22 protein-coding genes are annotated in these 23406 nt (G+C 43.3%); 9 read left to right on the top strand and 13 right to left on the bottom strand.

Annotated elements, in window-relative coordinates:
• Positions 1-1443 (bottom strand): ATPase RavA stimulator ViaA, encoded by a 1443-nt coding sequence (gene viaA, locus B5D54_RS01385; RefSeq protein ID WP_078924680.1) that lies wholly within the window; start codon positions 1441-1443, stop codon positions 1-3.
• 12 nt (positions 1444-1455) lie between these two features.
• The gene (locus B5D54_RS01380) at positions 1456-3111 is read right to left on the bottom strand and encodes an ATPase RavA domain-containing protein (RefSeq protein ID WP_078924679.1); all 1656 of its coding nucleotides are present in this window, start codon (positions 3109-3111) and stop codon (positions 1456-1458) included.
• Positions 3112-3451: 340 nt separating this feature from the next.
• Here B5D54_RS01380 and B5D54_RS01375 point away from each other — a divergent pair, with 340 nt between their 5' ends.
• The gene (locus tag B5D54_RS01375) at positions 3452-3970 is read left to right on the top strand and encodes an NUDIX hydrolase (protein ID WP_078924678.1); all 519 of its coding nucleotides are present in this window, start codon (positions 3452-3454) and stop codon (positions 3968-3970) included.
• Positions 3971-4037: 67 nt separating this feature from the next.
• Here B5D54_RS01375 and B5D54_RS01370 read toward each other — a convergent pair whose 3' ends face one another.
• From B5D54_RS01370 to B5D54_RS01335, 8 genes are all read right to left on the bottom strand, one after another.
• The gene (locus tag B5D54_RS01370) at positions 4038-4436 is read right to left on the bottom strand and encodes a Rieske (2Fe-2S) protein (protein ID WP_078924677.1); all 399 of its coding nucleotides are present in this window, start codon (positions 4434-4436) and stop codon (positions 4038-4040) included.
• Positions 4437-4660: 224 nt separating this feature from the next.
• Entirely contained in the window at positions 4661-5869 is a 1209-nt protein-coding gene (gene pcaF, locus B5D54_RS01365) for a 3-oxoadipyl-CoA thiolase (protein WP_078924676.1), read from the bottom strand.
• Positions 5870-5976: 107 nt separating this feature from the next.
• Entirely contained in the window at positions 5977-7041 is a 1065-nt protein-coding gene (locus tag B5D54_RS01360; RefSeq protein WP_078924675.1) for a maleylacetate reductase, read from the bottom strand.
• Between the two features lie 2 nt (positions 7042-7043).
• Positions 7044-7814 carry a CoA-transferase subunit beta gene (locus tag B5D54_RS01355; RefSeq protein ID WP_078924674.1) on the bottom strand — a complete coding sequence of 257 codons (771 nt, stop codon included), beginning with the start codon at positions 7812-7814 and terminating at the stop codon, positions 7044-7046.
• On the bottom strand, positions 7811-8671 hold the full coding sequence (locus B5D54_RS01350) for a CoA transferase subunit A (RefSeq protein ID WP_078924673.1): 861 nt from the start codon (positions 8669-8671) through the stop codon (positions 7811-7813). Before B5D54_RS01350 ends, B5D54_RS01355 begins: the two co-directional genes overlap by 4 nt.
• Before the next feature lie 20 nt (positions 8672-8691).
• The gene (locus tag B5D54_RS01345) at positions 8692-10161 is read right to left on the bottom strand and encodes an aldehyde dehydrogenase family protein (RefSeq protein WP_199251523.1); all 1470 of its coding nucleotides are present in this window, start codon (positions 10159-10161) and stop codon (positions 8692-8694) included.
• 16 nt (positions 10162-10177) lie between these two features.
• The gene (locus B5D54_RS01340; RefSeq protein ID WP_078924672.1) at positions 10178-11155 is read right to left on the bottom strand and encodes a hydroxyquinol 1,2-dioxygenase; all 978 of its coding nucleotides are present in this window, start codon (positions 11153-11155) and stop codon (positions 10178-10180) included.
• Positions 11156-11194: 39 nt separating this feature from the next.
• A complete protein-coding gene (locus B5D54_RS01335; RefSeq protein ID WP_078924671.1) occupies positions 11195-11695 on the bottom strand; it encodes a cupin domain-containing protein in 501 nt (166 codons plus the stop codon).
• Positions 11696-11840: 145 nt separating this feature from the next.
• Here B5D54_RS01335 and B5D54_RS01330 point away from each other — a divergent pair, with 145 nt between their 5' ends.
• Positions 11841-12611, top strand: a complete 771-nt coding sequence (locus B5D54_RS01330; RefSeq protein ID WP_078924670.1) for an IclR family transcriptional regulator — start codon at positions 11841-11843, stop codon at positions 12609-12611.
• Positions 12612-12750: 139 nt separating this feature from the next.
• On the top strand, positions 12751-13500 hold the full coding sequence (locus B5D54_RS01325) for a TetR/AcrR family transcriptional regulator (protein WP_078924669.1): 750 nt from the start codon (positions 12751-12753) through the stop codon (positions 13498-13500).
• Positions 13501-13544: 44 nt separating this feature from the next.
• On the opposite strand, the gene B5D54_RS01320 is transcribed toward B5D54_RS01325, so the two are convergent.
• Complete coding sequence (locus B5D54_RS01320) at positions 13545-14810, bottom strand: DEAD/DEAH box helicase (RefSeq protein WP_078924668.1); 1266 nt, start codon at positions 14808-14810, stop codon at positions 13545-13547.
• Between the two features lie 335 nt (positions 14811-15145).
• On the opposite strand from B5D54_RS01320, the gene B5D54_RS01315 reads away from it, so the two are divergent.
• Positions 15146-16351, top strand: coding sequence for an aromatic amino acid transport family protein (locus B5D54_RS01315; protein ID WP_078924667.1), 1206 nt, complete (start codon positions 15146-15148; stop codon positions 16349-16351).
• A gap of 198 nt (positions 16352-16549) precedes the next feature.
• The gene (locus B5D54_RS01310; RefSeq protein WP_078924666.1) at positions 16550-17974 is read left to right on the top strand and encodes a methyl-accepting chemotaxis protein; all 1425 of its coding nucleotides are present in this window, start codon (positions 16550-16552) and stop codon (positions 17972-17974) included.
• 50 nt (positions 17975-18024) lie between these two features.
• On the opposite strand, the gene galE is transcribed toward B5D54_RS01310, so the two are convergent.
• Positions 18025-19041, bottom strand: coding sequence for a UDP-glucose 4-epimerase GalE (gene galE / locus B5D54_RS01305; RefSeq protein ID WP_078924665.1), 1017 nt, complete (start codon positions 19039-19041; stop codon positions 18025-18027).
• 212 nt (positions 19042-19253) lie between these two features.
• Here galE and B5D54_RS01300 point away from each other — a divergent pair, with 212 nt between their 5' ends.
• From B5D54_RS01300 to B5D54_RS01290, 3 genes are read left to right on the top strand one after another with little or no spacing between them, the layout of a single operon-like run.
• Positions 19254-19994, top strand: a complete 741-nt coding sequence (locus tag B5D54_RS01300; protein ID WP_078924722.1) for a 5-oxoprolinase subunit PxpA — start codon at positions 19254-19256, stop codon at positions 19992-19994.
• 1 nt (position 19995) lies between these two features.
• The gene (locus tag B5D54_RS01295; protein WP_078924664.1) at positions 19996-20721 is read left to right on the top strand and encodes a 5-oxoprolinase subunit B family protein; all 726 of its coding nucleotides are present in this window, start codon (positions 19996-19998) and stop codon (positions 20719-20721) included.
• A complete protein-coding gene (locus B5D54_RS01290; RefSeq protein ID WP_078924663.1) occupies positions 20718-21650 on the top strand; it encodes a 5-oxoprolinase subunit C family protein in 933 nt (310 codons plus the stop codon). Before B5D54_RS01295 ends, B5D54_RS01290 begins: the two co-directional genes overlap by 4 nt.
• A gap of 3 nt (positions 21651-21653) precedes the next feature.
• Here B5D54_RS01290 and B5D54_RS01285 read toward each other — a convergent pair whose 3' ends face one another.
• Entirely contained in the window at positions 21654-23123 is a 1470-nt protein-coding gene (locus B5D54_RS01285) for an FAD-dependent oxidoreductase (RefSeq protein ID WP_078924662.1), read from the bottom strand.
• Positions 23124-23158: 35 nt separating this feature from the next.
• Between B5D54_RS01285 and B5D54_RS01280 the strand changes: the two genes are divergently transcribed.
• On the top strand, positions 23159-23389 hold the full coding sequence (locus tag B5D54_RS01280; RefSeq protein WP_078924661.1) for a hypothetical protein: 231 nt from the start codon (positions 23159-23161) through the stop codon (positions 23387-23389).
• Positions 23390-23406: the final 17 nt, after the last annotated feature.

The raw sequence follows: 23406 nt of genomic DNA, 5'->3' as shown, positions 1-23406 counted from the left end.
CTACCATTTTTTAATTAAGCGTCCGAATAAGTTAGGATGATAATGCCAACAGTGATCAAACATACTCATGAGTTCTGGATTTCCATGACGTGATACTGTCACGGCATGAAATCGATTTTTTCGCGTTTTTAATCGTTGGACTTGCTGTAAAATGCTGTCATTTTGTTTCGGTGCAATAAAATCAGAAATGATGATGAGATCAGCATTGCTATAACGTTCTCCATTCATTTGTTCAATGGCTTTTTCCATCGCTAAATCGAGATCTGTTCCGCCATGAAAGGTATAACTTAAAAAGTCACTGGCTTCTCTTAGCCCATCTTGTCGAGTGAGTTCATAGACAATCGCCTGAGTGGAAAAAAGCACCACAAAGCAATCACGATCTTCCGCCAATGCTATTTGCATCAACGCATAAGCCATCGCTTTAGCACTCTGTTCAGGAAAACCTTTCATAGAACCAGAAGCATCAATACAGATAATAAATGGGCCTTTTTCTATATCCAACGGCTTATTTTCGGTCGATTGAGAATGAACTTTACGTAACGTGCGTGATTTCCCCTGCATACGATAATTCATCAAGCGTTTATCAATAAGATGCTTATAAAAAACCACTTCCAATTCAGGGTAAGCTAAAAATAAGGTTTCGTTAAGTAGCAGTTTATTCAAATCATCACTAGCGTGAATTCCTACAATATCGTCTGTCGCTTGATCCGATTTCTCTTCAACCATCTGAAGTTGCTCGGTATGCTCGTGATTAAAAGTGGGATCATCCAGTTGGCTGGCCATTCTTCCTAATTGTTGAGCGATTTCTTGCAAACCTTGATGCTTTTTAAGAAATTCCGCATGATGCTTTAGGGTTGAGAGATCCATCCGGCTCAGCTTAGATGAAGCCATATCCCATAAGCGCCCCACACTGGCTTCATCACCACTGCCTGACACTTTATCCAAATTACGCAGCGTTTCCATTCGTTGGTAAAGATCAAGATACTCTTTCTCTTTACTGCTTTCGATCTCTATGATTTGGGCTTGTTTTATCTCATGGCACAGTGCTTTATACCAACGGTCACAGAAAAAATGCGCAAACATCGGGTTATTAAATGTCTTTTTATCTTCAACTAACTGACGGGCCTGAGTATAAAAAGAGGAATGCCATTCTAACTGCTTCAATAATTCTGGAAGCTGTTTAATAAAATCGTGTTCGGTAAGCTGGACAGTTTGTTGATACAGTGCAATTTCTGTTTGGAAATGATCCGCTTCTCCAACTTCAGTCATGCGTTTTTTAACACGATGATGCCATTGTGTTAGATGCTTCTTAACCGATAAACGCAGAGCTTCGTTCTCAATCATGACAACTTGAGAACGTGCAAACAAATCGTTCACCGCTGTTTCTATAATTCCGGATTCAGCAATAGCTAACACGATATTGACGCTATCGGGTCCAAGCATTATTTCGCCTCACTAATCAAAATATTGCTGAAGGTATCGAATGCGCTGAGCATTTTTATCGCACTCTTGATGTGTTGTCTCTAACTGTTGTTGTATCTGATGTAAGGTCGCTTCCATTTCAATCGGTAGATCAGGATCAATGAAGTTATGAGGTAGTGAGCCATGGAAATGAGAGCGTACTTTACGTAAATGGTACTCCGCTTGTTTCAGTTGGCTCATCGCTTGCTCTGACTTCACTAGCCACTCTTGATTTCTCACTTCCTCAAGGCCCTCTTGGGTAGCAAGGGCCAATAATATGGAACGGTTAGCAATGTCTTTAATGGCCAGCTTATGGTTAGCGTCAAGTTCAAAACGCAAACGATATAGGTTTGGGTTATGGTTCACATACCCATAAATATCCCCTTGCCCCTCTTTGATTAAGCGTTCCATGTCAGATTTTGTGATATAAACCCAACGACTATCGCCTTTTTCATCTTCAGCCACAGACATGTTGCTTTGCAGCAAGACTAGCTTAATGAGATTCTTGATCTGCCCAACTTGATACATCTTGGCTTGACTAAAATCGTATTGGTATACTTGTTTCTTTCTTAGTCCATTGGACATTTCCTGTGACAAAACAATCGAGAGTTCTGCTTCAATTTCCTCTTGAAGCGCGGCAAATTCCATTCGGCAAAGATCTAGCTGCTGCTCAACCTGAGATTGATCAAACGCCTCTCGAAGCGCAAATTCACGAATGACTCGATAAACCACATCACGTGACTCAGGGCTATTCCATAGACAGTCTTGCAAAAGTAGTAAATCTAATGGGCTGATTTGATCTCGCCCATTAAAAAAAGCACTCGCTTTTAATAGTTTAACCGCCTTCTTCCATCTTCGGTCAGAAACATAAACATCTTCCGTCGGCAAAGCACTCTCTTTCGCCGCCTGCTCAAGCATACTTTTTAGTTGGTAAAGTTTTTCAAATACCTCATTGCTTAACGGTAATTGATTCATTTGAGCCAACCACTGATGATACTCTTGATCGGTAATCGCAAGACCAGCAGGAATTTTTGCTTCTTGCTCTGTTCCCACCGTTAGCATGGACTTGAAGTTCTGTTTATTTTGAATACGATTGACAAAAATTCGCACGAGAATACGGTCATAGAGCGCATCCAGCCCACTTTCTTCATCCGGTAGTTCGTTAGAGGCCGAAATTAAGACACGCATAGGAACAGGCTCAATGTCACTGCCATTTTTAAAGGTTTTCTCATTCACAACAGTAAGTAGTGTATTCAAAATCGCGGGGCCTGCTTTCCAGATTTCATCAAGGAACACGACTTGAGCCGTAGGCAGATAGCCCTCAGTCAAACGAACATAACGCCCATGATCCTTTAACTCTTGAATACTCAGTGGACCAAACACCTCTTCTGGCGTTGAGAAGCGAGTCATTAAATATTCAAAGTAGCTACTGTTATCAAAAGCTTGAATTAAACGTTTCGCAATTAAACTTTTCGCAATGCCAGGAGGGCCTAACAAAAAAACACTTTCCCCCGCCAACGCAGCCAACAAACAAAGCTTGATGGTATTTTCTCGTTCGTAAACACCATCAGAAAGAGCTTGAGCTAATTTATTAATTCGTTCTGCCAATAGTGCTTTTTGAGAATAAGAAGCAGAAGGGGAATTTATCATTGAATCACTCCGATACGGGACACAGGATAGGAAGTATAAATTAATTTATAGTTTGGTTATCATTTTGTTACATTTTCACTTTTGTTTCAACGTGTTTTTATATCAGATCTTGCCTTATTGAAAGTAATTGCAATCAATGTTTGCAGTTGTGAGTCCAGAATGGCGGATTAATAACGGCTATTAATCATCATTTTTACTCAATAATTCCATTTTTAGCCAATATCCATCCATTTATCTAACGATTCGCCAAAACCATTCACAAAAAAAGGAATACTATTTGGGCTCCTTTTACCAAATAAGGTAAGGTAATGCCTTCTGATTTGAGGCAAAGACCCTACCTATGAGCAAAATCATACACCAATGGAAAGCGATCAGTTTAATCGAAATCCCTGTGGGACTTCCTACAGGAAAAACCGTTGTCCACACCATGATAAAACATCCAGGTGCTTCGGTTATCCTTCCAATTAACGATAATAATGAAATTATTATCGTTAATCAGTTTCGCCCTTCTCTGAATAAATGGCTACTTGAGCTCCCAGCCGGTACCATTGATGCGGGAGAAAAGCCATTGGAATGCGCTCAACGAGAGCTAGAAGAGGAAACGGGCTATAGTGCCAAAGAATGGGTTGAACTCGGGCAAGTTACCCCAATGGCAGGGTTTTGTGATGAAATTCAACACTTATTTGTTGCCAAGCAGCTCAGTAAAACAAATCGTTTAGCCTGTGATGATGACGAGGTTATTGAAGTATTGACCTTATCGCTCTCTGAAGTCGAAAAAAAGATTATTTCTGGAGAAATCAGTGATGCAAAGACCATTGCTTGCCTCAGTAAAGCCAAGTTATGTGGATGCTTATGTTAACCGGTGAGAGTCACTTTATCGTGACTCAAGCTAAATTCATCAATCATCAATGAGCGTTTTTATCCACTTAATCTATCTTGACGGTTTCAATAATTTCCTCTCCAACGTAAATATCCCCATCAATAATATGCAGGGGGATCGGTTCTAGCCCAACACCTTTACAAGGTCCTTCCGTACAATGACCATCGTGCAGATTGAACTTAGCGTAGTGAATAGCACACATAAATTGGCGGCGATCTGAAGTAAACATTTCACCCGGCTGAACGTTTAGAGGTACATCAAAATGAGGACAAACATTCATATATGCCCGAATGTAACCTTCATCGTTATACAAAAACATACGAAAAAGGTTTTTCTTTTGCTTGCCAAAACTAAATTCCATTACTCCATTTAGTGGAATATCATTAGTTGAACATAAATATGTTCCAACTGCTGGCGAATTTTTTTCTTGATACCATCGTTTCATATCATTTCATGAACACATTAGGTTGTTTTATTCGATAATATCCATTTATCTTTATAAAAAATAAAAACTAAATGTTCGATTAACTGATATTTCAACCCTCTGTGTTCATCCTCTCTATTCAATGATTACTATACACTAGCCTTTCATTATCTAGGCTTTTCTCATGAACTTATAATTGATTCACTCGATTATTGAGTTTTAATGGAAATAAAGTAAGAGGTTAATTAAATTCGCTCAATTAACATCGAAATACCCTGCCCAACCCCGATACACATGCAGCATACTGCATAGCGTTTCTGTGTTAGAGATAGCTCTAACATGGCACTATTCACGAGACGAGCACCACTCATGCCAAGAGGATGTCCAAGAGCAATCGCGCCTCCATTTGGGTTGATTCTTGTATCATCATCCTTTAAACCTAAACCTCGAATAGTCGCAAGAGCTTGTGATGCAAAAGCTTCATTTATTTCAAAGAGATCAATGTCATCTATGGTTAGACCGGTTTTTTCAAGCAATTTCTTAGTCGCAGGTACAGGACCATATCCCATAATACGGGGTTCCACACCTGCCGTTGCTGCTGCAATAACTTTACCCCTAGGCGTTAAATTATGCTTAATCACTGCGTTCGTCGATGCTAGGATTACTGCGCATGCGCCATCGTTAACCCCTGACGCATTACCTGCGGTTACACTGCCTCCGGCACGGAATGGGGTACGCAATTGAGAAAGTGTTTCTAATTGGGTATCTGGGCGTAGATGTTCATCGAGAAGGACTTCTCGTGCATTTCCTTTACGATCTTTTATGATAACAGGCACGATTTCTTTAGCAAAACGCCCCGACTCTTGAGCGACTTTGGCCTTTCTTTGACTATGAAAGGCAAATAAATCTTGGTCTTCTCGAGATATATTGAATGTTTCAGCAACATTTTCCCCTGTTTCTGGCATAGAGTCGACACCATATTGCTCAGCCATGATAGGGTTAATAAATCGCCATCCAATAGTGGTGTCGTACAGCCCATTAGCCTCACGACTAAACGGGGATTCCGCTTTTCCCATGACGAAAGGCGCACGAGACATCGACTCGACGCCACCCGCAATAATGAGATCGGCTTCTCCTGATTTAATCGCTCTAGCCGCAATGCTAATGGCATCCATTCCTGAACCACATAATCGGTTGATCGTCGTCGCCGGAACCGAAACGGGCAACCCAGCCAATAATCCAGACATTCGAGCAACGTTACGGTTATCTTCGCCAGCTTGGTTAGCACAACCATAAATCACTTCATCGACATGACTCCAATCTAAGTTGGGGTGTTGTTGTAAAAGATATTTAATCGGTAAGGCACCAAGATCATCGGCTCTAACACTCGACAATGCGCCACCATATCGACCAATCGGTGTACGTATACCATCACAAATAAATACATCTTGCATATTTACAATCCTTTTTAATCATTATTTTAAATAAAGTATTTAATACTGGTGAATCTCGATAGATTCACCAGTAAATACAGATAAGCAATCAGATAAAAATGATGATATTATTCTGGTTTAACTCCCCAATAGGCTTTTTCTAACAATTCTCTAACGGCGGAATAATCAGCCGGTCTAGGGTTATAATATGGATTTTTAGTAGCGATTTCTGCCGCCTTATCTAAATCACTTTCCAGCATTCCAATATCTTTCAAGGCAATTGGTGCCCCAATTTGTTTCGCTAATTCATATAATGCAGCAGCTGATTTCTCTGGTACCACATTTAGAGCGCGGCCAATCGCTGCCATCGCTTGAGGGGCATGATCTTTGTTAAAGTTCACCACTTGGGGAATCATGACCGTGTGAACTTCTGCATGGGGTAAATTAAAACTACCGCCTAAGGTATGGCAAAGTTTATGGTGGATAGCCATTCCAACATTACCTAATACCGTACCCGACAACCATGCACCATATAAGGCTTGGGAACGTGCATTACGATCTTGAGGTTGTTCCACTACCGTCACCAAGTTTTGGCCTAGAGCTCTGATCCCTTCTTCTGCTAGTAAAGAAATGATTGGGTTTCTATTCTCGGCATAGAGGCCTTCCACACAGTGTGCTATCGCATTCATCCCACTTGGGCCAGAAATGAAATTAGGTAGAGTGACCGTCAGCTCAGGATCATAAATCACGGTTTTAGCTAAAACTCTGACATCACGCCCTGTTGTTTTAATACCTTCATGGGTAATTCCCCATACCGGCGTCATTTCTGAGCCAGCATACGTTGTAGGAATGGTTAAAATCGGCAGTTCAGTTTTCAGTGCGATAGCTTTGGCTAAGCCAATCGTTGAGCCTCCTCCTACCGCGACACACCCATCAACTTGCAGTTCTTTCACGACTTCCATGACATCATTCACCGTTTCCGATGGAACGTGCATAACCGCTTGGTCATAAATACCTACGGCAATATCCCCCAAACGCTCGGAGATATCATGAGCGAGATCAGCCTGCTGAGGTGTCGCTAACACTAAGGCTCGCTTAATCCCAAGCTTTTCTACTTCTGCTCGCGTTTCTGCAATTTTCCCAATACCGAAGATCACTCGAATCGGCATCGCTTGATACATAAAATCCATCATGACTACTCTCCCTTATGCGCACGTTCAGTACGTAAATTAAGATCGCGTAGCACTTCGAGTTCTTCTGCGCTTGGCGCAGGTGTGACTTTTAACTCAGGAGCTATGCGTAAGTCCCAGCCTGTACTTTCCTTAACTTGTTCTAAGGTAATTCCAGGATGAAGTGAGGTCATCACTAACTCTTTGGTTACCGGATCAGGCTCTAGAATCCCTAAATCTGTAATGACCGCTTTAGGGCCTTGACCGGGTAAACCCAGTTTTTCACGGGCATCGCCACCATCGAGGTAGCCCGGAGAAGTGATAAAGTCCAATTTTTCGATAAATGAGCGAGTACTTTGCTTCAGAATGATCAGGACTTCTTTGCAGTTAGTGCTGATTTCTGGCGCACCACCCGCTCCCGGAAGGCGGACTTTCGGATTATGGTAATCACCAACGACAGTAGTATTGATGTTGGCAAATTTGTCAATTTGCGCAGCCCCAAGAAACCCCAAGTCAATATGACCACCTTGTAACCAATAGCGGAACATTTCAGGAACCGAAACCACGACATCGGCCGTATTTGCTAGCTGCCCATCACCAATAGATAGAGGAAGAACATCTGGCTTAGTTCCAATCGTTCCTGATTCATAGATCAAAACTATATCCGGTGTATTAGTCAGCCTAGCTAAGTTCGCCGCTGCACTAGGCATACCGATACCGACAAAACAGACTTGCCCCGCTCGCAACATTCGAGAAGCACAAATGGTCATCATCTCGGTTGAGGTATAATCACTCATAGCGCTTCCTCCAAATCGCGGTTTAGAGCCTGCTTGAACTCGGCAAAGTCTTTTGTTCCAAGCACATATGTCTCTATCCAATTAACAAACGCTTGTCGATCACGGGAAATCGCATCCCACCGCTGATAAAAGGCGTTATTACGTTCGTAATAGCCTTGAGCGTAAGAAGGGAACGCGCCTCCCGGAACTTCACAGACGGCATCAATGATCCAGTGAGGAAGCACCACCTGATTCACTTTAGGTTCTAGGCTATCAACAATTTCTTCCACCGTGATAATGACTTTTTTCGCCGCTAGCACTGCTTCTTTTTGCACACCGATGATACCCCAAAGTAAGACGTTGCCTTTTTTATCCGCCTTCTGAGCGTGAATAACGGTAACATCAGGACGAATAGCCGGAACAGCCGCCAACACTTCTCCGGTAAAAGGACAAGTGATTTGCTTAATGACTGAGGTATATTTTGGGATGTCACACCCCAAATAACCTCTTAATACCGCAAAGGGTAAGTTAGCAGCACCTGCGTCATAAGCATTAGCCATATCCGCATGAGCGTGCTCTTCTATCTCAAGTTGATGCGGCCAACCTTTCTCAACCGCATCACGGAAACGGTGCAGAGAACCGACACCCGGGTTTCCACCCCATGAGAAGATTAATTTCTTAGCACACCCCATACCAATAAGTTGGTCATAAATGATATCGGGGGTCATACGTACCAGTGTTAGCTCTTTTTTTTGCTGGCGGATAATTTCATGACCCGCTGCACAAGGGATTAGATGTGTAAAACCTTCCAGAGAAACCGTATCACCGTCACTCACAAATTGTGATACCGCTTTCTGTAACGTCATGATTTTTGACATAGTTACTGCTCCCTTTTGACTTAGCGTTTGTAAAAAGGAGGAAGTTTTGCATCAACGTTTACCCAGACAGACTTGACCTGAGTATATTCACGCATGACTTCAAATCCCATTTCACGTCCATACCCTGAACGTCCTACCCCACCAAATGGGCTAGCTGGGTTGACACGTTTGTAGCAGTTGATCCAAACCATACCGGCATGCATTTCACGTGCAAATTTATGTGCACGCCCAATGTCTCTCGTCCAGAGACCTGAACCCAATCCATACTCGGTACTGTTAGCAATAGCTAATGCTTCTTCATCATCTTTAAAGGTAATAACCGTGACAAAAGGTCCAAAGACTTCTTCTTGAGCAATACGATCGGTGTATTTGGCTTTAACCACCGTGGGTTCGATATAACAACCATTGGCTAACGCTTTTGCATCAGGAGCTTTACCACCCAATAGGATTTCACAACCCTCTTCACGTGCAACATCACAATACGCTAATACGCGATCACGATGCTGAGGAGAGGTTAGAGGGCCCATTTCTGTTTCTGGTAAACGAGGATCACCCTGACGGATAGAGCTTGCTAGTGCCAAGAATTTCTCTAAGAAGGCATCAGCAATACTTTCTTGAACAATGATTCGTGAGCCAGCAATACAAGCTTGTCCTTGGTTATGGAAAATCGCCCAGGCACTTCCATTAACCGCCGCGGTTAAGTTTGCATCTTCAAAAATAATGTTTGCGCCTTTTCCGCCTAGCTCTAATTGAACTTTCTTCAAGTTACCTGCTGAGGCTCTGACGATTTGTTGACCGGTTGCCGTTGAACCAGTAAAGGCAATTTTACCTACATCATCATGTTCAGAAAGGCGAGCACCAGCAGTACTACCATAACCCACAACCACGTTCACCACACCATCAGGGAAACCGACTTCTTGCATTAATTCAGCAATACGTAGTGTAGTTAATGGCGTAATTTCTGAGGGTTTAATGACTACAGTGTTACCAGCTGCCAATGCTGGTGCCATTTTCCAACTGGTAAACATCAGTGGGAAGTTCCAAGGAACGACTTGCCCTACCACACCAATCGGCTCACGTGTGGTGTAGTTTAAGAAGCCTTCTTCGACGGGAATAACGCTGCCTTCAATCTTATCCGCCATTCCACCAAAGTAACGGAAACAGTAAGCGGTTCTTGGTACATCAATATTTAATGTGTCACGAATCGGGTGACCCGTATCTAAAGTTTCTAGCAGGGCCAGTTCTTCTGCATTTTCTTCAATTTTATCGGCCAGTTTCAGCAACAAGCGCCCTCTTTCAGAAGCCGCTAAGCCTCCCCATGCGGGGAAGGCTTCTTTTGCTGCTTGTACGGCACGATCGACATCTGCTTCTTTTGCTTCAGCCACTTGAGTAATTAATGAACCATCATGTGGGTTGATAACATCAATAACACTGCCATCAACACTATCGACCCACTGGCCACCAATCAGTAACTTATTTTGGATATCCATCGTCGTACTCCTTTAATTAAAACGTTACAGGTACCATTGGAACAGTTCCGGCTTTAATCATTTCCATGATTTCAGGTGAACCGTTTTCCCAGACCAGTAACATTGAACGTTTGGGGGACATACCTTGGTGACGAATATCACCAGGCATTGCCGCAATATCACCGGCACGCATGGTCACCGTAGCCAAAGGACGGCTGGTTTTGCCATCTTTGATATCCCATGAAATTTCGTCAGAGAATTGAACAAACCATTCCACACGGTCGTTTCCATGGTCGATCGGAAGGATAAATTCTTCTGTTGTTGGGCAGAACAGACTTTGGCGGACAACTGAAACAACAGAAGGGTTCCAAGTCACATCCGAACGAGATAGATAGCCAAATAAGTTAAAGGCATGCAATTCACCTTCAAACTCTGGCTCAGCTTCGACGACAGGTTGGGTTTGATCTACATCCAAGAAAGCCCGGTTGACAGGATAACCCGCTTCATCGGTACGTAACGGTGCATCACCTGGAATACCAACCATACGTTTTGCTACTTCACGTTTACGTTCAATTAGGCGGTCTTCATTACCATTTTTAGGGCCCCACGCGGTTCCAGTTTCTTGAGGGGCTGCAAAGGGGTCAAATCCAGCAATAGTCCAATCCGACATCATGAGTTTGAAGATGTCCATCAATACATCGGATTTGAAATTTTCTTTGAAATCACGTTTAGCACTCGTCCACTCTTTATGTTGAGAACCTAAGTAAAGATCAACATTGCCGTAGTGGTTTGTTGTGCCAAACACATCATCAAACGCCACGGTGCCATAGAAAAATCCCCAAGCGATGTCACGCATCAAAGCTTTAAGGAAGTTGTCGATAGGCATCATATGGACACCCGTTGGGCAGGTGATATAAGCAAAGTATTCACAGCGGTCAAAACTAAAGCTCCCCGCAGTAAATGTTTGGTATCCTGTTGCATTATTGTTAATTGTGCATTTTACTTGAGTATTCATTTTTATATTCCTTTATTCACGTTATCAGGCTAAATCACATTATTTGAGACAAATATCTGCCCACTTCTCGACGGATACCTCTCCGATGATGGATTGAAGTAACAATGTGGCAGGTTTAGAGGAATAAAAACGGTAAGCAGTTTTTTCTGGAAGAAGGGCTTGATGGCCTCGTTGTAAGATAATTCGGCCCATTTTTTTGCCGTCAGGGTTGTCATTTAGCATGACAGCGCCATCTTTATCTTCATCAACGATGCTTTCATCAGCAAGCTTGACGTAGTGAACTTCGACTTCATAGTCCATAGCAACCACGAATTCATCGTGAGCACAGACGTACCAAGGGGAATTTCCTTCCGCTCTTGCTATTTCTATGGAATAGTCTAAGTTTTTTGCCGCAACGATGCGCTCATAAGGTGCGTTGGTCGCTGCAATTTCAAACATATTGGAAAATACATAACGTTTAGGGTCTTCCATGAGGACTTGAACCCCACCCTTATTGTAGTTATCTATTGAAGCGAAGATGGTTTTGTATTGTACAGACATGATGCTCTCCTTTTCCTTTAGTCGAAGCAAGATCATAGGGTTTAAAGCGGCTTTATCATGTATTATTATGCCACCATAAGTTCGCATTGCGAACATGTGAATCACCATGCGAACGCGATTTAGATATTGAGGAAGTGTTAATAGAATGTCAATACCCGAAAAGTCAAAAGAGTTTGTTACGTCACTAGAACGTGGGCTTTCTGTGATCCAGGTGTTTGATCACAGCAAAAAGAAGCTATCTTTAAGTGATGTTGCAAAATATACCGATCTGAGTCGGGCTACTGCTCGACGCTTTTTGTTTACATTAAAAGTCTTAGGATATGTGGAAAGTGATGGAAAACTATTCTGGCTTTCCCCCAAAGTTCTGCAATTGGGATACTCTTATTTAGCCTCACAGCCTATCGTTGAGATAGTCCAACCCATTATTGAGAAAGTGAGCCAAGAAACTGGGGAATCTTGCTCTGTGGCGGTCATTGATGGTGCAGAAATTGTCTACATTGCCCGCTACATGACTCACCATATCATGTCGGTGAACCTTGGCGTTGGAACTCGCTTACCCGCTTTTGCCACTTCAATGGGGCGAGTCTTATTATCGTATAAGAGCCTTGAAGAACAGATTCAGGCCATCGGTACTCCTCCAGAGGAAAAATTCACCCCTTACACTCAGACGGACCAAAAAATTTTGCTCGATACATTAACCGAGGTAAGAAGACAAGGTTTTTCAATTGTGAATCAAGAGCTAGAGTTAGGGCTACGCTCTATTGCCGTACCCATTATGGATCAGCGTAATCAAGTTATTGCCGCAATGAATATTTCCACGCAAGCCAGCCGAACGTCAGAATCCGCATTAATGGACAACGTCCTTCCGAGTCTATTAAGAGCGAGCCGTTTGGTGCAAGAAAGGTTACCAATGTAACAAAATAGAGCAAATTTCTTGCAAACAGATAAGAGAAGGCGATGAAATGTGCAGTTAATCGCTCAAGTGTTTCATTATCCGTGAAACTTGTGGGTATATCTGGTAAAACAGCGGGGATCTTGATTGATGAAGAAGAGTAATGAGCGAAAAAAGACAAGGGCGGCGTAGTGCCCAAGATGCCCAAAAAACTCGGTATCATATTCTTAAAATTGCTGCTGAGCTATTTTGTGAGCTAGGTTATGAGCGCGTTTCACTACGGAGTATTAGTGAAAAAGCGGGAGTTTCGCACAGTTTGATTCGCCATCATTTCGGCAGTAAAGAAAAGATTTGGCACAGTATCAGTGATGGTCTCCATCTCTATATGGAACACTACTTACGTCGAGTCATTGATGAAATCCCCAGCGCGACACCAGCAAATGTGAAACTGTACCATTTCACTATGCGGTTATTAGCTCACGGACTCGTCATCAAGCAACCGATCCAACTGATTGCAGATGCGGTAAGACAAGAAGATGCATTATTTGACTACTTTATTGATACTTCAGACGAACTTGAGCATATTATTGAAAGTTTTGCTGACCAATATAATCAACAATACCCAGATAACCCCATTAAAATTTGGGAAGTGAAATGGCAAATGATTATGTACACCCACAGCGCCGCCAGTTTAACCCCATTTTTAAAAGAAACGTGGCGTGATGAAAATGCCGATTTAGATCAATGTCTACTTAATCATTGGCAGTTGTTTAACGAGCTGATGATCCACAAATATCAAATTGCTGACAAATTTGTCCTTAACCCAAAGAGTGTACATGAATTGGTCTATGATGTGGCTTATAGTTGGGAGCAACAATGTGCCAAAATGAGAGAGGAAAACTCCCCCCATTGATGCCCTCCTATTTTTTCGCATGTCTTGTCTTAGAGCTCAAACGGCTATTTTTTTCCTCGCTTGGCATGTATTTTGAGTTTGGCTTTTAGCTTACGTTTTTCTGCTGAGCGGCTTAAACGACGGGCAGAAGAGACTTCTTCTGTCGGTTCGACCAATGATGGTTCAAACCCTTTTAACCATTCTTGTGGCAAACGCTGATCCAATAACTGCTCAATCGCTTGCAACATTGGCTCTTCATTCGGGCTCATAAAAGAGATAGCCATTCCTGCTTTACCCGCTCGCCCTGTTCGCCCAATTCGATGCACGTAATCTTCTGCTTTATATGGCATATCGTAGTTAACCACTTGCTCTAACTCACAAATATCGATGCCTCTTGCTGCCACATCGGTGGCAATCAAGGCGCGGATTTTACCCGCTTTAAAGTCATCCAATGCTTTTTGACGCGCCCCTTGACTCTTATCCCCATTGATCGACGCCGACTTAATGCCATCCAGTTTCAGTTCTTGGGCCAAAGCATCACTGCCCTGCTTTGTTTTCGTAAACACCAAAACTTGCTGCCAATTTCGTGAACCAATTAAATAAGATAATAATTCTCGCTTACGTTTTTTATCAACGGGATACACCATTTGCGTCACCGTTTCTGCGGTTGAATTTTCCGGAGTCACTTGAACTTCTTCAGGTTCATGTAATAAGCGATATGCCAAATTTTTCACTTTATGATCAAAAGTGGCCGAAAAAAACAGCGTTTGCCTTGCTCGGCTAAGCTTTCTGAGTACTCGTTGAATATCCGGCATAAACCCCATATCCAACATTCGATCGGCTTCATCCAACACTAGGGTTTGTGTATTACCAAGGTATAAACTCTTAACGTGAACATGATCGAGAAGACGCCCCGGTGTAGCGACTAAAATATCTGCACCACCTCGTAAATGCTGTTTTTGTACATTCATACTCGTGCCACCATAGACAGCAACGATTTTGAGCCCACTCCCCTCAGCATAAGCTTGTAAATGATCAAAGACTTGCTGTGCTAATTCACGTGTAGGCACTAAGACTAGGGCTCGAATATCTTTCGCTTCACTTCTAGACTCGACCGTAGAAGGCAAGAGTCGTTGCAATAACGGTAAACCAAATGCCGCCGTTTTTCCCGTTCCTGTCTGTGCTCCCGCAAGCAGATCTTTTCCCGCCAGAATATGAGGAATAGCCTGCTTTTGAATGTCAGTCGGGGTATGAATCCCTAATGTGGCTAAGCGTTCAGCTAAAGCGGGCGCAATCCCTAATTGCAGAAAACTCAAGGCGTGTGAAGACATATTCATTTCTCATAAAACCCAATAAACGCTAATAAAAGCGTCAAATACTATTAGCGCCAGATTGTATCAAATTGACCGTCACTTGGCTTCGTCTAACCCTCGCTATTTTGTTGTGTCTAACGGCCATCAAGTTCATCGAACCACCACATCACCATAGAACGAAAATCCGTACAAAAATAATTACACTTTTGGTTTAATATTTTTACAACGACATTGACCGACTAGCATTATTTCTTCAAAATAGGCACAAAGTAGTGAATAAAGCCAATAATCTTGGTTCTCTTTCGCACATTACCCTTCTGTAACCACAACAATCGTACAATTATATTTACATTATGAAAAAATCTAAACTTTTAGGCAGTAGTTTGATTATTGCAGGAACGACCATTGGAGCCGGCATGCTGGCGCTTCCTTTAGCCTCTGCTGGTATTGGTTTTTCCACGTCGCTCGTTATTATGTTTACTTTGTGGGCGTTAATGGCTTTTACTGCATTACTGATGGTTGAAATCCACCAGTACTCAAGTAAAGAGGCAACCTTGCACACGCTGGCAAAAGAAATTCTCGGGCATAAAGGGAAATGGATTGCGACCTTTGCAATGCTTTTCCTCTTTTACTCCCTTTGTGCCGCCTATATTGCAGGAGGCGGTGCGCAGTTTACTCATCGTGTCGCGGAGCTAACCGGTGTTGAAGTTTCAGGCTCAACCGGAACATTACTGTTTACTTTTCTCGTTGCAGCCGTCGTCACGATTGGTACCGCGACCGTTGATAAAGTCAATCGAGTTCTATTTGCAGGAAAAATTATTGCCATGATGATGGTGCTGACTTTTCTTGCCCCCAATGTGACTGAATCCTACCTGCTCAGTATGCCATTGGAACAAGGGTTAGTGATTGCCTCTATACCTGTCATTTTCACTTCTTTTGGTTTTCATGGCAGCATTCCTGCTATTGTTAACTACCTTGATGGGCATACCGCATCACTTCGTAAAGCCATTATCATTGGCTCGGCGATTCCGCTTATTATTTATATCCTTTGGCAATTAGCGACATTAGGCGTTGTTAGCCAAGCGGATTTAGTTCAAAACAGTGGGCTATCGGCACTGATTCGAACCCTCGCACAAACAGCACATCAGTCTGGCCTAAGCAATATGATTGGTATTTTTGCCGATTTAGCCCTCTTAACCTCTTTCCTCGGGGTCAGCTTAGGATTGTTCGAATTTATGGGAGATACCCTGCGTAAACCCGGCGCGACGAAGAGTCGTATCCGAGCTTCCATCGTCACTTATACTCCACCGCTAATTTTTGCGTTGTTCTATCCACAAGGGTTTATTATGGCTCTGGGGTATGCTGCTATTGCCTTAGCCGTATTAGCCATTTTTCTACCTATCGCTATGGTCACGAAAGTTCGACAGAAAAAGACTGATAGTCAGTATTATCAAGTACTTGGTGGCAAACCAGCGTTGATCTTTACAGGAATTGTTGGCTTTATCATTGTGACTGCACAGCTTCTGATTACCGTGGGGGTTCTACCCGCTTTAGGTTAATCCCCCCCCTCGTTTTACCAACCAAGCCGACGTGATGATCTCGTCGGCTTTATTTCACCAGCAAATAGTCGATCTATATCTCATTTCTAATATATTCATACATATTTATTTCATAAATTTATGAGATATTACACATCCTTGCCTCTCTGCTAGCCATACACTTCTTGAGCTACAGAAATCAGTTGCACCGGAGAAACTATGAAAGAAGTTCAATTCAGGATGATTGACCGTGTGTTTATTAAAATGTCGATCAACGATAAAATGTGGGCCATTTTTGCGCTCTTTTTCGTCACACTTACCGCTTTAGCAGGAACGCGTTACTGGCAAACGATTCAAGGTTTTGAAACGCAAGCTAAATTGGCGGTTGAATATAAACTGCAAGGCATTCTCAGCCAAGCCAACATTACAACCATTTCAGGTTTAGAGACTCGTTCCAGCTTATCTGAACCCCAATATCGACAAGGCCAAGCCATCGCAACAGGACGAGCCAATAATGGGCAAATCTATCGTTTAAGTGAAGATTTTTCTCACCAAGAGCGACAAATGCGATCTCATGCCCTCACGACTTTTTTACTTAGCTATTTGTGGCTTATCCCTTTTGCTCTATTCACTTATTGGGTCGCAACGTTTATTGGTGGAGCGCTGTGGGTGCTTTACACCACAACCCAAAAGATTGCCCAAGGTGATCTCACTTCTCGATTAGGTTTTCACCCTGGCCGTGATGAGTTTGGCACGATTGGCTGTGCGTTGGATAATGCTATGGATACCCTCACCGAACTGGTTGTGACAGTTAAAGATAACTCCGCAACACTGAGTGAAACATCACGCTCTTTTGCCTCTGAAATGAAAGAGAGTGAAACACAAATCTCCCATCAATATGCATCACTCGACTCGGTTGCAACCGCAATGGAAGAGATGACCGCTTCTGCACAAGAGGTTTCTAGCATCTCTCAACAAGCCAATCAGCAGGCCAATCAAGATGCTCAACAAGTGGAAACCAGTCACCAGCGAGTTACCCAAGCAATTAATGAGATTGAGCAACTCTCACGCTTTATTGCACAAACATCTTCATCTGTAACCACGTTAAATGAAAATGCGATTCAAATTAATGAGGTGATTACGACTATTAATGCCATTTCTGAACAGACGAATCTATTAGCATTAAATGCTGCGATTGAAGCAGCTCGTGCGGGTGAGCAAGGTCGTGGGTTTGCCGTGGTTGCCGATGAAGTACGTACGCTGGCGAGTCGAACTCAGGCAGCAACAGTCGAAATTCAATCGATGATAGAAAAATTGCAAACGGAAAGCCAACACATTGCCAAAATCACAGATCAAACAGTGAGTCAAGCGCATACCAGCAGCCAGTTAGTGACTGAAATCGGCCATGATATTGAACATATCGCAGAATCATCACGCATGATTAATGATATGAGCGTCCAGATCTCAACTTCCGCGGAAGAACAAAGTGCAGTAGCGAATGATATTGCCTCTGAATTAAGTGATATCCGCAGCCAGTCCAACACCATCCGACGAGTAGCAGAGCAATCCTCTTCGGGCATACAGGAGATCGCTCAAGCAACGCAAAACTTGAGTCAAATATTAAGCCGCTATCAAACCAATTAGAAACTCAAAAGCCAACCTCATCGGTTGGCTTTTGCTTTAATATGAATCCGTTAAGCGTCAGGGTAACCTTGTGGGTTACGTGATTGCCAACGCCAAGTATCTTCCGTCATTTCTTGCAACGTACGAGTCGCCTGCCATCCTAATTCTTGGCGTGCTTTCGTTGGGTCCGCCCAGCATTCAGCGATATCTCCGGGGCGACGTTCCACCAACTGATAAGGGACGTTTTTCTGGCTTGCCAACTCAAAAGCGTGCACCATATCGAGCACACTATAGCCTTTGCCCGTTCCTAGATTAAAAATGTGTAATCCGGCATGGCGGCCAACATTGCGTAGAGCCGCGATATGCCCATCAGCTAAATCCATAACATGGATATAGTCACGAACGCCTGTTCCATCTTTTGTTGGGTAGTCACTGCCAAACACAGAGAGATATTCACGTCGTCCGACCGCAACTTGAGAAATAAATGGCATTAAGTTATTGGGAATACCTTGTGGATCTTCCCCTAATTCACCAGAAGGGTGTGAACCCACTGGGTTAAAGTACCTTAATAAAGTAATGCTCCAGTCTGGGTTTGCTTTTTGAAAATCCGTCAAACATTCTTCAACCATCAATTTACTGCGCCCATACGGGTTGGTTGCACTGGTCGGAAAAGATTCTGTAATAGGCACACTGGCAGGGTCGCCATACACAGTAGCGGAAGAACTAAAGACCAGCGATTTTACCCCAGCTTCTCGCATCGCAGCGACCAGAACTAAAGTGCCATTAACGTTAGTATCATAATACTCAAGCGGTTTTTGAACGGATTCTCCCACGGCTTTTAAGCCCGCAAAATGGATCACCGACTCTATCTGATGCCGAGTTAAAATCTCAACCAAGTGCGTCTTATCCCGGATATCCCCTAGAATAAATGTGGGGCGAACCCCTGATACTTTTTCAATTCTATCGAGAACCGTGGATTTACTGTTATAAAGGTTATCCATAATAATTGGGGTCATTCCCGCTTGAATCATTTGGATGCAGGTATGGCTGCCAATGTATCCCATGCCCCCTGTCACTAATACTTTCATTCCTAGCTACCTTCGTTGTCATGATTGCTGGTCAAGATTGTATCGATAAATGCGCGATAGATCACTGATCATTACCCTCTCTGATCGTAAAAATCATCAATTAGAACAATGGGAAACCTTAGGGTATATTCTATACTCAACAAAGCGTTATAGTGCCCTTTTGAAGATACGCACCAAATACAGGAAAGGCATAAGGACTCAACTTCGTGACGATAACAAACCGCACCATCAAACTGAACTGTGATATGGGTGAAAGCTTTGGCGCATGGACAATGGGCGCAGACGAACAAGTGATGCCTTATGTCGATATGGCGAATATCGCTTGTGGCTTCCATGCCTCAGATCCCCATATCATGAGCAAAACCATTGACTTGGCCATACAAAATGATGTGATGATTGGCGCTCATCCTGGCTATCCCGATCTCCAAGGGTTTGGACGCCGTTCTCTCCACTTTTCGGATGAGGAAATTTGTGAACTTATGATCTATCAAATCGGAGCCTTAAAAGCCTTATGTGAAAGCAAAAATGCCGAATTAAGTTACGTAAAACCTCACGGCGCACTTTACAACGACATGATGCGAAACAAAGCTATTTTCCGTGCCATTGTTGATGCCGTTTCCTGTTTTAACGTGCCGCTAATGATGTTAGCCTCTTCTAATAATCAAGATTATTTAGATATTGCCGATCGCTTTGATGTTCCCCTGCTGTTTGAAGCATTTGCCGACCGAACTTACCTTGCGAATGGACAGCTCACTCCCCGTGCTATGCCAAACTCAGTCCTGACCAGTGAAGAAGCCATTCTCAACCAAGTGCAACAAATTGCCCGCTATGGAAAAGTGACCAGTGCTGATGGTTTTATTATTCCTATTGAAGCCGATACGTTATGCGTTCATGGTGATAATCCCCATGCCATTCTTCTGATTGAGAAGATTCGTCATCGCTTGCTAAGTTAAAATGGACTCGACTGTGAACTATACGCTTCAACCAATCTCAGAAACCAGTTTATTAGTGACATTTGAGTCCCCTTCACATCCAAACCTATCCATATACATAGGTCAGATAGCGGCCTATATCCAAGCTGAGTTAGGTGAATTTGTGATGAACATTACCCCAGCTTATACCACGATTTTGATTGATTATTTACCTTATCGCATTGCACCACAAGACTTTGAGCAACGCTTACGATACGGGTTAGCCCATTCCGGCGACTTATCGCCAGTGCAAGTGAAAAACATTGCACTACCCGTTTACTATCATTCAGAGGTTGGCCCAGATTTAGCTTTATATCAGCAGCAAGGCTTTTCTTTAACAGAAGTTATTACATTACATACTCAACACGTTTATACCGTCAGCGCTATTGGATTCGCTCCCGGATTCGCTTTTATGACCGACGTTCACCCTAAGCTACAACGTCCAAGACGGGAAACACCTCGGCTATTTGTTCCCCAAGGCAGTGTCGCCATTGCCGAGCAACAAACGGCGGTATATCCTAACCATTCTCCCGGAGGGTGGAATATTATTGGTAATTGCCCCATTGCCTTGTTCAATCCAACACAAGATCCTATGCTGCCATGGACAATCGGTTCAAAAGTTAGCTTTTATTCTATTGATCGCAAAGAATTTTTAGCTTTAGGTGGCGTGATTCAACCTCAGGTATTTCAGCGAGATGATAACGAATGAGCAACGCCTTCCTCACCGTCAGCAAACCCGGTAGTTTAAGCCTACTGCAAGATTTTGGCCGCTATGGACTCAGCCATTTAGGTATTAATACCGCAGGTGCTGTTGATGAATATGCCTACAGTTGGGCGAATCATTTACTCGATAACCCAGCCAATAGCCCAGTTTTAGAAATCACCTTAGGTCAAGCTGAATTTATCATTCACCACTCTTGTCAGTTGGCTATTGCTGGAGGGGATTTAGCCGCCAAATTGTCAGGACAGCCACTCACCAACTGGAGCGTATTTACCGCTCAGGCAGGAGATAGGTTGACCTTCGCACTGCCACGCAATGGGCTTAGAGCCTATCTTTCCGTTCGAGGCGGCTTCCACGTATCCAAGCAGTTAGGCAGTGTTTCTACCGCGTGTCGACAATCCTTAGGCGGATTACAACATAATGGCCAAGCGTTACAAGCGGGTGATCAACTCCACTTTTCCCCTCACTCAATAGAGAAAAAGAGACGACAAGTCACCTTTCGTTTTCTGCCTAACTATAACTTACCCCTTAAATTGCGTGTTATCGAAAGTTACCAATTTCAGCAATTTAACCCATCAAGCTTAGATACCTTTTATCAAGGGAAGTTTCTGGTTAGCCAACATGCGGATAGAATGGGCTACCGTTTAAACGGCCCGAAGGTTATCTCTCCCACTCGCCCATTATTATCAGAAGGCATAGCCTTAGGTAGTATTCAAATTCCCCCCGATGGTCAACCAATTATCTTGTTAAATGACCGACAAACCCTAGGGGGATATCCCAAAATAGGTTGTGTAGCGAGGATTGATCTGCCCAGATTAGCGCAAGCCAAACCGGGGCAAATGGTACAGTTTGTTCGTGGCGATCTGGCAGGATTACAACAAGTATGGGGCCAATGGGCGAAATTTTTCGGTTATTAGAGGCTAGCTCACACCTCCACCCACAACTTTAGCGAGGGCAACGGGATAACCTCGCTTCTGAGCTAACTGCATGGCTTTTTGTTCCACTTCTTGCTCCGTTAAACTCATACTCACAGGATGCTGCTGCTCAATCGATGAGGGTATAACATGGTTAATGAGTTGCCATGTCGACACGATTTTCTTGGCCGCTTCCAACGCAGAAGATCCTTTCACGATTTCAATACGAGCATAATGGTTAGCTTCAAACGTGACATCCGCAGCACGTAGCGACGCATCTTCCCCCGGAATTTGCTGCGCACCAAATAACGGTGTTCCCGCCACTTCCGCATAACTAAACTCGGGAATAAATTGACTCATATGGTCAATCGCTTGTTGTGTCCGCTTAGTTAAGCTTTCTAGCGACCAGCCTTGAGTGATTTTTTGTTCTAAGTACTGAGGCAATCGAGGTTGAGAAGAGGCCGAACTGGATGTCACTAATCCGTCATTGAATAATGTAATGTCCTGAGTCATACCGTGTAATTGAAACATCCCATCGGCGTAAGGCGTTAATTGGGCCATGCCTTTGGGCGTCCCTCTTGGACCATGAAAAATCACCTCAGGCCATGCTTGATGACACTGGGGCCAATGAGAAACATAGGCAGCTTTAAACTCAACGAATCGCTGGCGAGGATGAGTGGTTAAATCATCAATAGTGCCGGTTTCATAGCCACACGCATTGATCAAGTAGTCACAAATTAATGAATGTTCGATGCCTGCCTGGTCTCGATAGGTTAAATGCCATTGGTCATCCATGAAAACGGCATGAACTAAAGTGCTGTGGGTGAAAACCTGACAATTATCTAAACGGTTTAGCGTCAGCGCGGCACTAGCAGCAAGACGAAAAACACTCCAACCGTATTCCTGCACCGCCACAACCGGATATTTTAACTGCTCGAGGTTTGCATATTGAGCAAAAGGGATAAGCCAGTCATCCATCGTTTGAGGGTAACGAGGTTGAGACTGTTTGGCTAACCGCTCCAATTCCTCTTGTTGGTAAAGGCGATAGTAGTTCTTAGGTTCACCGAGAATTTGATTATTCGGATCCTCATCGACTAGCCTTTGATAAGCCGTTCGAATCACCTCTAACCGCGCAAGCAACTCTTGTGAAGAGCCGGGATCAGAATGTGGAACCGCAATCACCGTTGGGCGCTGGTTTAGCGTATGGGGGTAAAGTCGAATGGTTTCTATCGATTGACGCAATAATTCCATGCATTGAGTTAAAGAAATATCCCGATAGAGATTTCCTCCAGCATGCAGATGACAGATCGGTGGCCCATCCACTAAATCGGCTTTTTTTTCCAGTAAACTGACCTTTAGCCCTTGTTCACTCAAATGGATAGCCGCGGTACTTCCCGCAACGCCACCACCAACAATAGCCACGCTAGGGATCGGTTGTGCTGATTTTATTGATACCATATTACTGCCGCTAGTCATTTACTCATTGCTTAGTTTAAAGTGTGTAAAACGTTATGAAAATCACATTTTTCATAAGGTTATTGACTGATAAAAAGACCAACAAAAAGAAAAATGCCATTCACGATTTACCTAAGAATACAATTGAAAAATCCACTGAAAAAGGCAAAAAAATGCTTGACTCATTATTGGTAAATCTTCTTTTTTTACGACTTGTGAATAAGCCATCACGGGTAAGCTCGATTGCTATTGGCTTAGCACCAAAACATGGGTTATTCACACCCTAAGTTATCCCAAAGTTTAT

The sequence above is a fragment of the Vibrio cincinnatiensis DSM 19608 genome (genome assembly GCF_900167345.1).
In the GTDB taxonomy this organism is placed as follows: Bacteria; Pseudomonadota; Gammaproteobacteria; order Enterobacterales; family Vibrionaceae; genus Vibrio; species Vibrio cincinnatiensis.
The sequence above is the reverse complement of the archived record's forward strand: the minus strand, read 5'-3'. Positions and strand labels throughout refer to the sequence as shown.

Excerpts from the sequence above, each read along its gene's own strand:
- B5D54_RS01340 (WP_078924672.1), bottom strand. The coding sequence starts at position 11,155 with ATGAATACTCAAGTAAAATGCACAATTAACAATAATGCAACAGGATAC.
- B5D54_RS01330 (WP_078924670.1), top strand. The coding sequence starts at position 11,841 with ATGTCAATACCCGAAAAGTCAAAAGAGTTTGTTACGTCACTAGAACGT.
- B5D54_RS01380 (WP_078924679.1), bottom strand. The coding sequence starts at position 3,111 with ATGATAAATTCCCCTTCTGCTTCTTATTCTCAAAAAGCACTATTGGCA.
- B5D54_RS01325 (WP_078924669.1), top strand. The coding sequence starts at position 12,751 with ATGAGCGAAAAAAGACAAGGGCGGCGTAGTGCCCAAGATGCCCAAAAA.
- B5D54_RS01345 (WP_199251523.1), bottom strand. The coding sequence starts at position 10,161 with ATGGATATCCAAAATAAGTTACTGATTGGTGGCCAGTGGGTCGATAGT.
- B5D54_RS01310 (WP_078924666.1), top strand. The coding sequence starts at position 16,550 with ATGAAAGAAGTTCAATTCAGGATGATTGACCGTGTGTTTATTAAAATG.
- B5D54_RS01285 (WP_078924662.1), bottom strand. The coding sequence starts at position 23,123 with ATGACTAGCGGCAGTAATATGGTATCAATAAAATCAGCACAACCGATC.
- B5D54_RS01295 (WP_078924664.1), top strand. The coding sequence starts at position 19,996 with ATGGACTCGACTGTGAACTATACGCTTCAACCAATCTCAGAAACCAGT.
- pcaF (WP_078924676.1), bottom strand. The coding sequence starts at position 5,869 with ATGCAAGATGTATTTATTTGTGATGGTATACGTACACCGATTGGTCGA.
- B5D54_RS01370 (WP_078924677.1), bottom strand. The coding sequence starts at position 4,436 with ATGAAACGATGGTATCAAGAAAAAAATTCGCCAGCAGTTGGAACATAT.
- B5D54_RS01280 (WP_078924661.1), top strand. The coding sequence starts at position 23,159 with ATGAAAATCACATTTTTCATAAGGTTATTGACTGATAAAAAGACCAAC.
- B5D54_RS01320 (WP_078924668.1), bottom strand. The coding sequence starts at position 14,810 with ATGTCTTCACACGCCTTGAGTTTTCTGCAATTAGGGATTGCGCCCGCT.
- viaA (WP_078924680.1), bottom strand. The coding sequence starts at position 1,443 with ATGCTTGGACCCGATAGCGTCAATATCGTGTTAGCTATTGCTGAATCC.
- B5D54_RS01350 (WP_078924673.1), bottom strand. The coding sequence starts at position 8,671 with ATGTCAAAAATCATGACGTTACAGAAAGCGGTATCACAATTTGTGAGT.
- B5D54_RS01360 (WP_078924675.1), bottom strand. The coding sequence starts at position 7,041 with ATGATGGATTTTATGTATCAAGCGATGCCGATTCGAGTGATCTTCGGT.
- B5D54_RS01290 (WP_078924663.1), top strand. The coding sequence starts at position 20,718 with ATGAGCAACGCCTTCCTCACCGTCAGCAAACCCGGTAGTTTAAGCCTA.
- B5D54_RS01315 (WP_078924667.1), top strand. The coding sequence starts at position 15,146 with ATGAAAAAATCTAAACTTTTAGGCAGTAGTTTGATTATTGCAGGAACG.
- B5D54_RS01375 (WP_078924678.1), top strand. The coding sequence starts at position 3,452 with ATGAGCAAAATCATACACCAATGGAAAGCGATCAGTTTAATCGAAATC.
- galE (WP_078924665.1), bottom strand. The coding sequence starts at position 19,041 with ATGAAAGTATTAGTGACAGGGGGCATGGGATACATTGGCAGCCATACC.
- B5D54_RS01335 (WP_078924671.1), bottom strand. The coding sequence starts at position 11,695 with ATGTCTGTACAATACAAAACCATCTTCGCTTCAATAGATAACTACAAT.
- B5D54_RS01355 (WP_078924674.1), bottom strand. The coding sequence starts at position 7,814 with ATGAGTGATTATACCTCAACCGAGATGATGACCATTTGTGCTTCTCGA.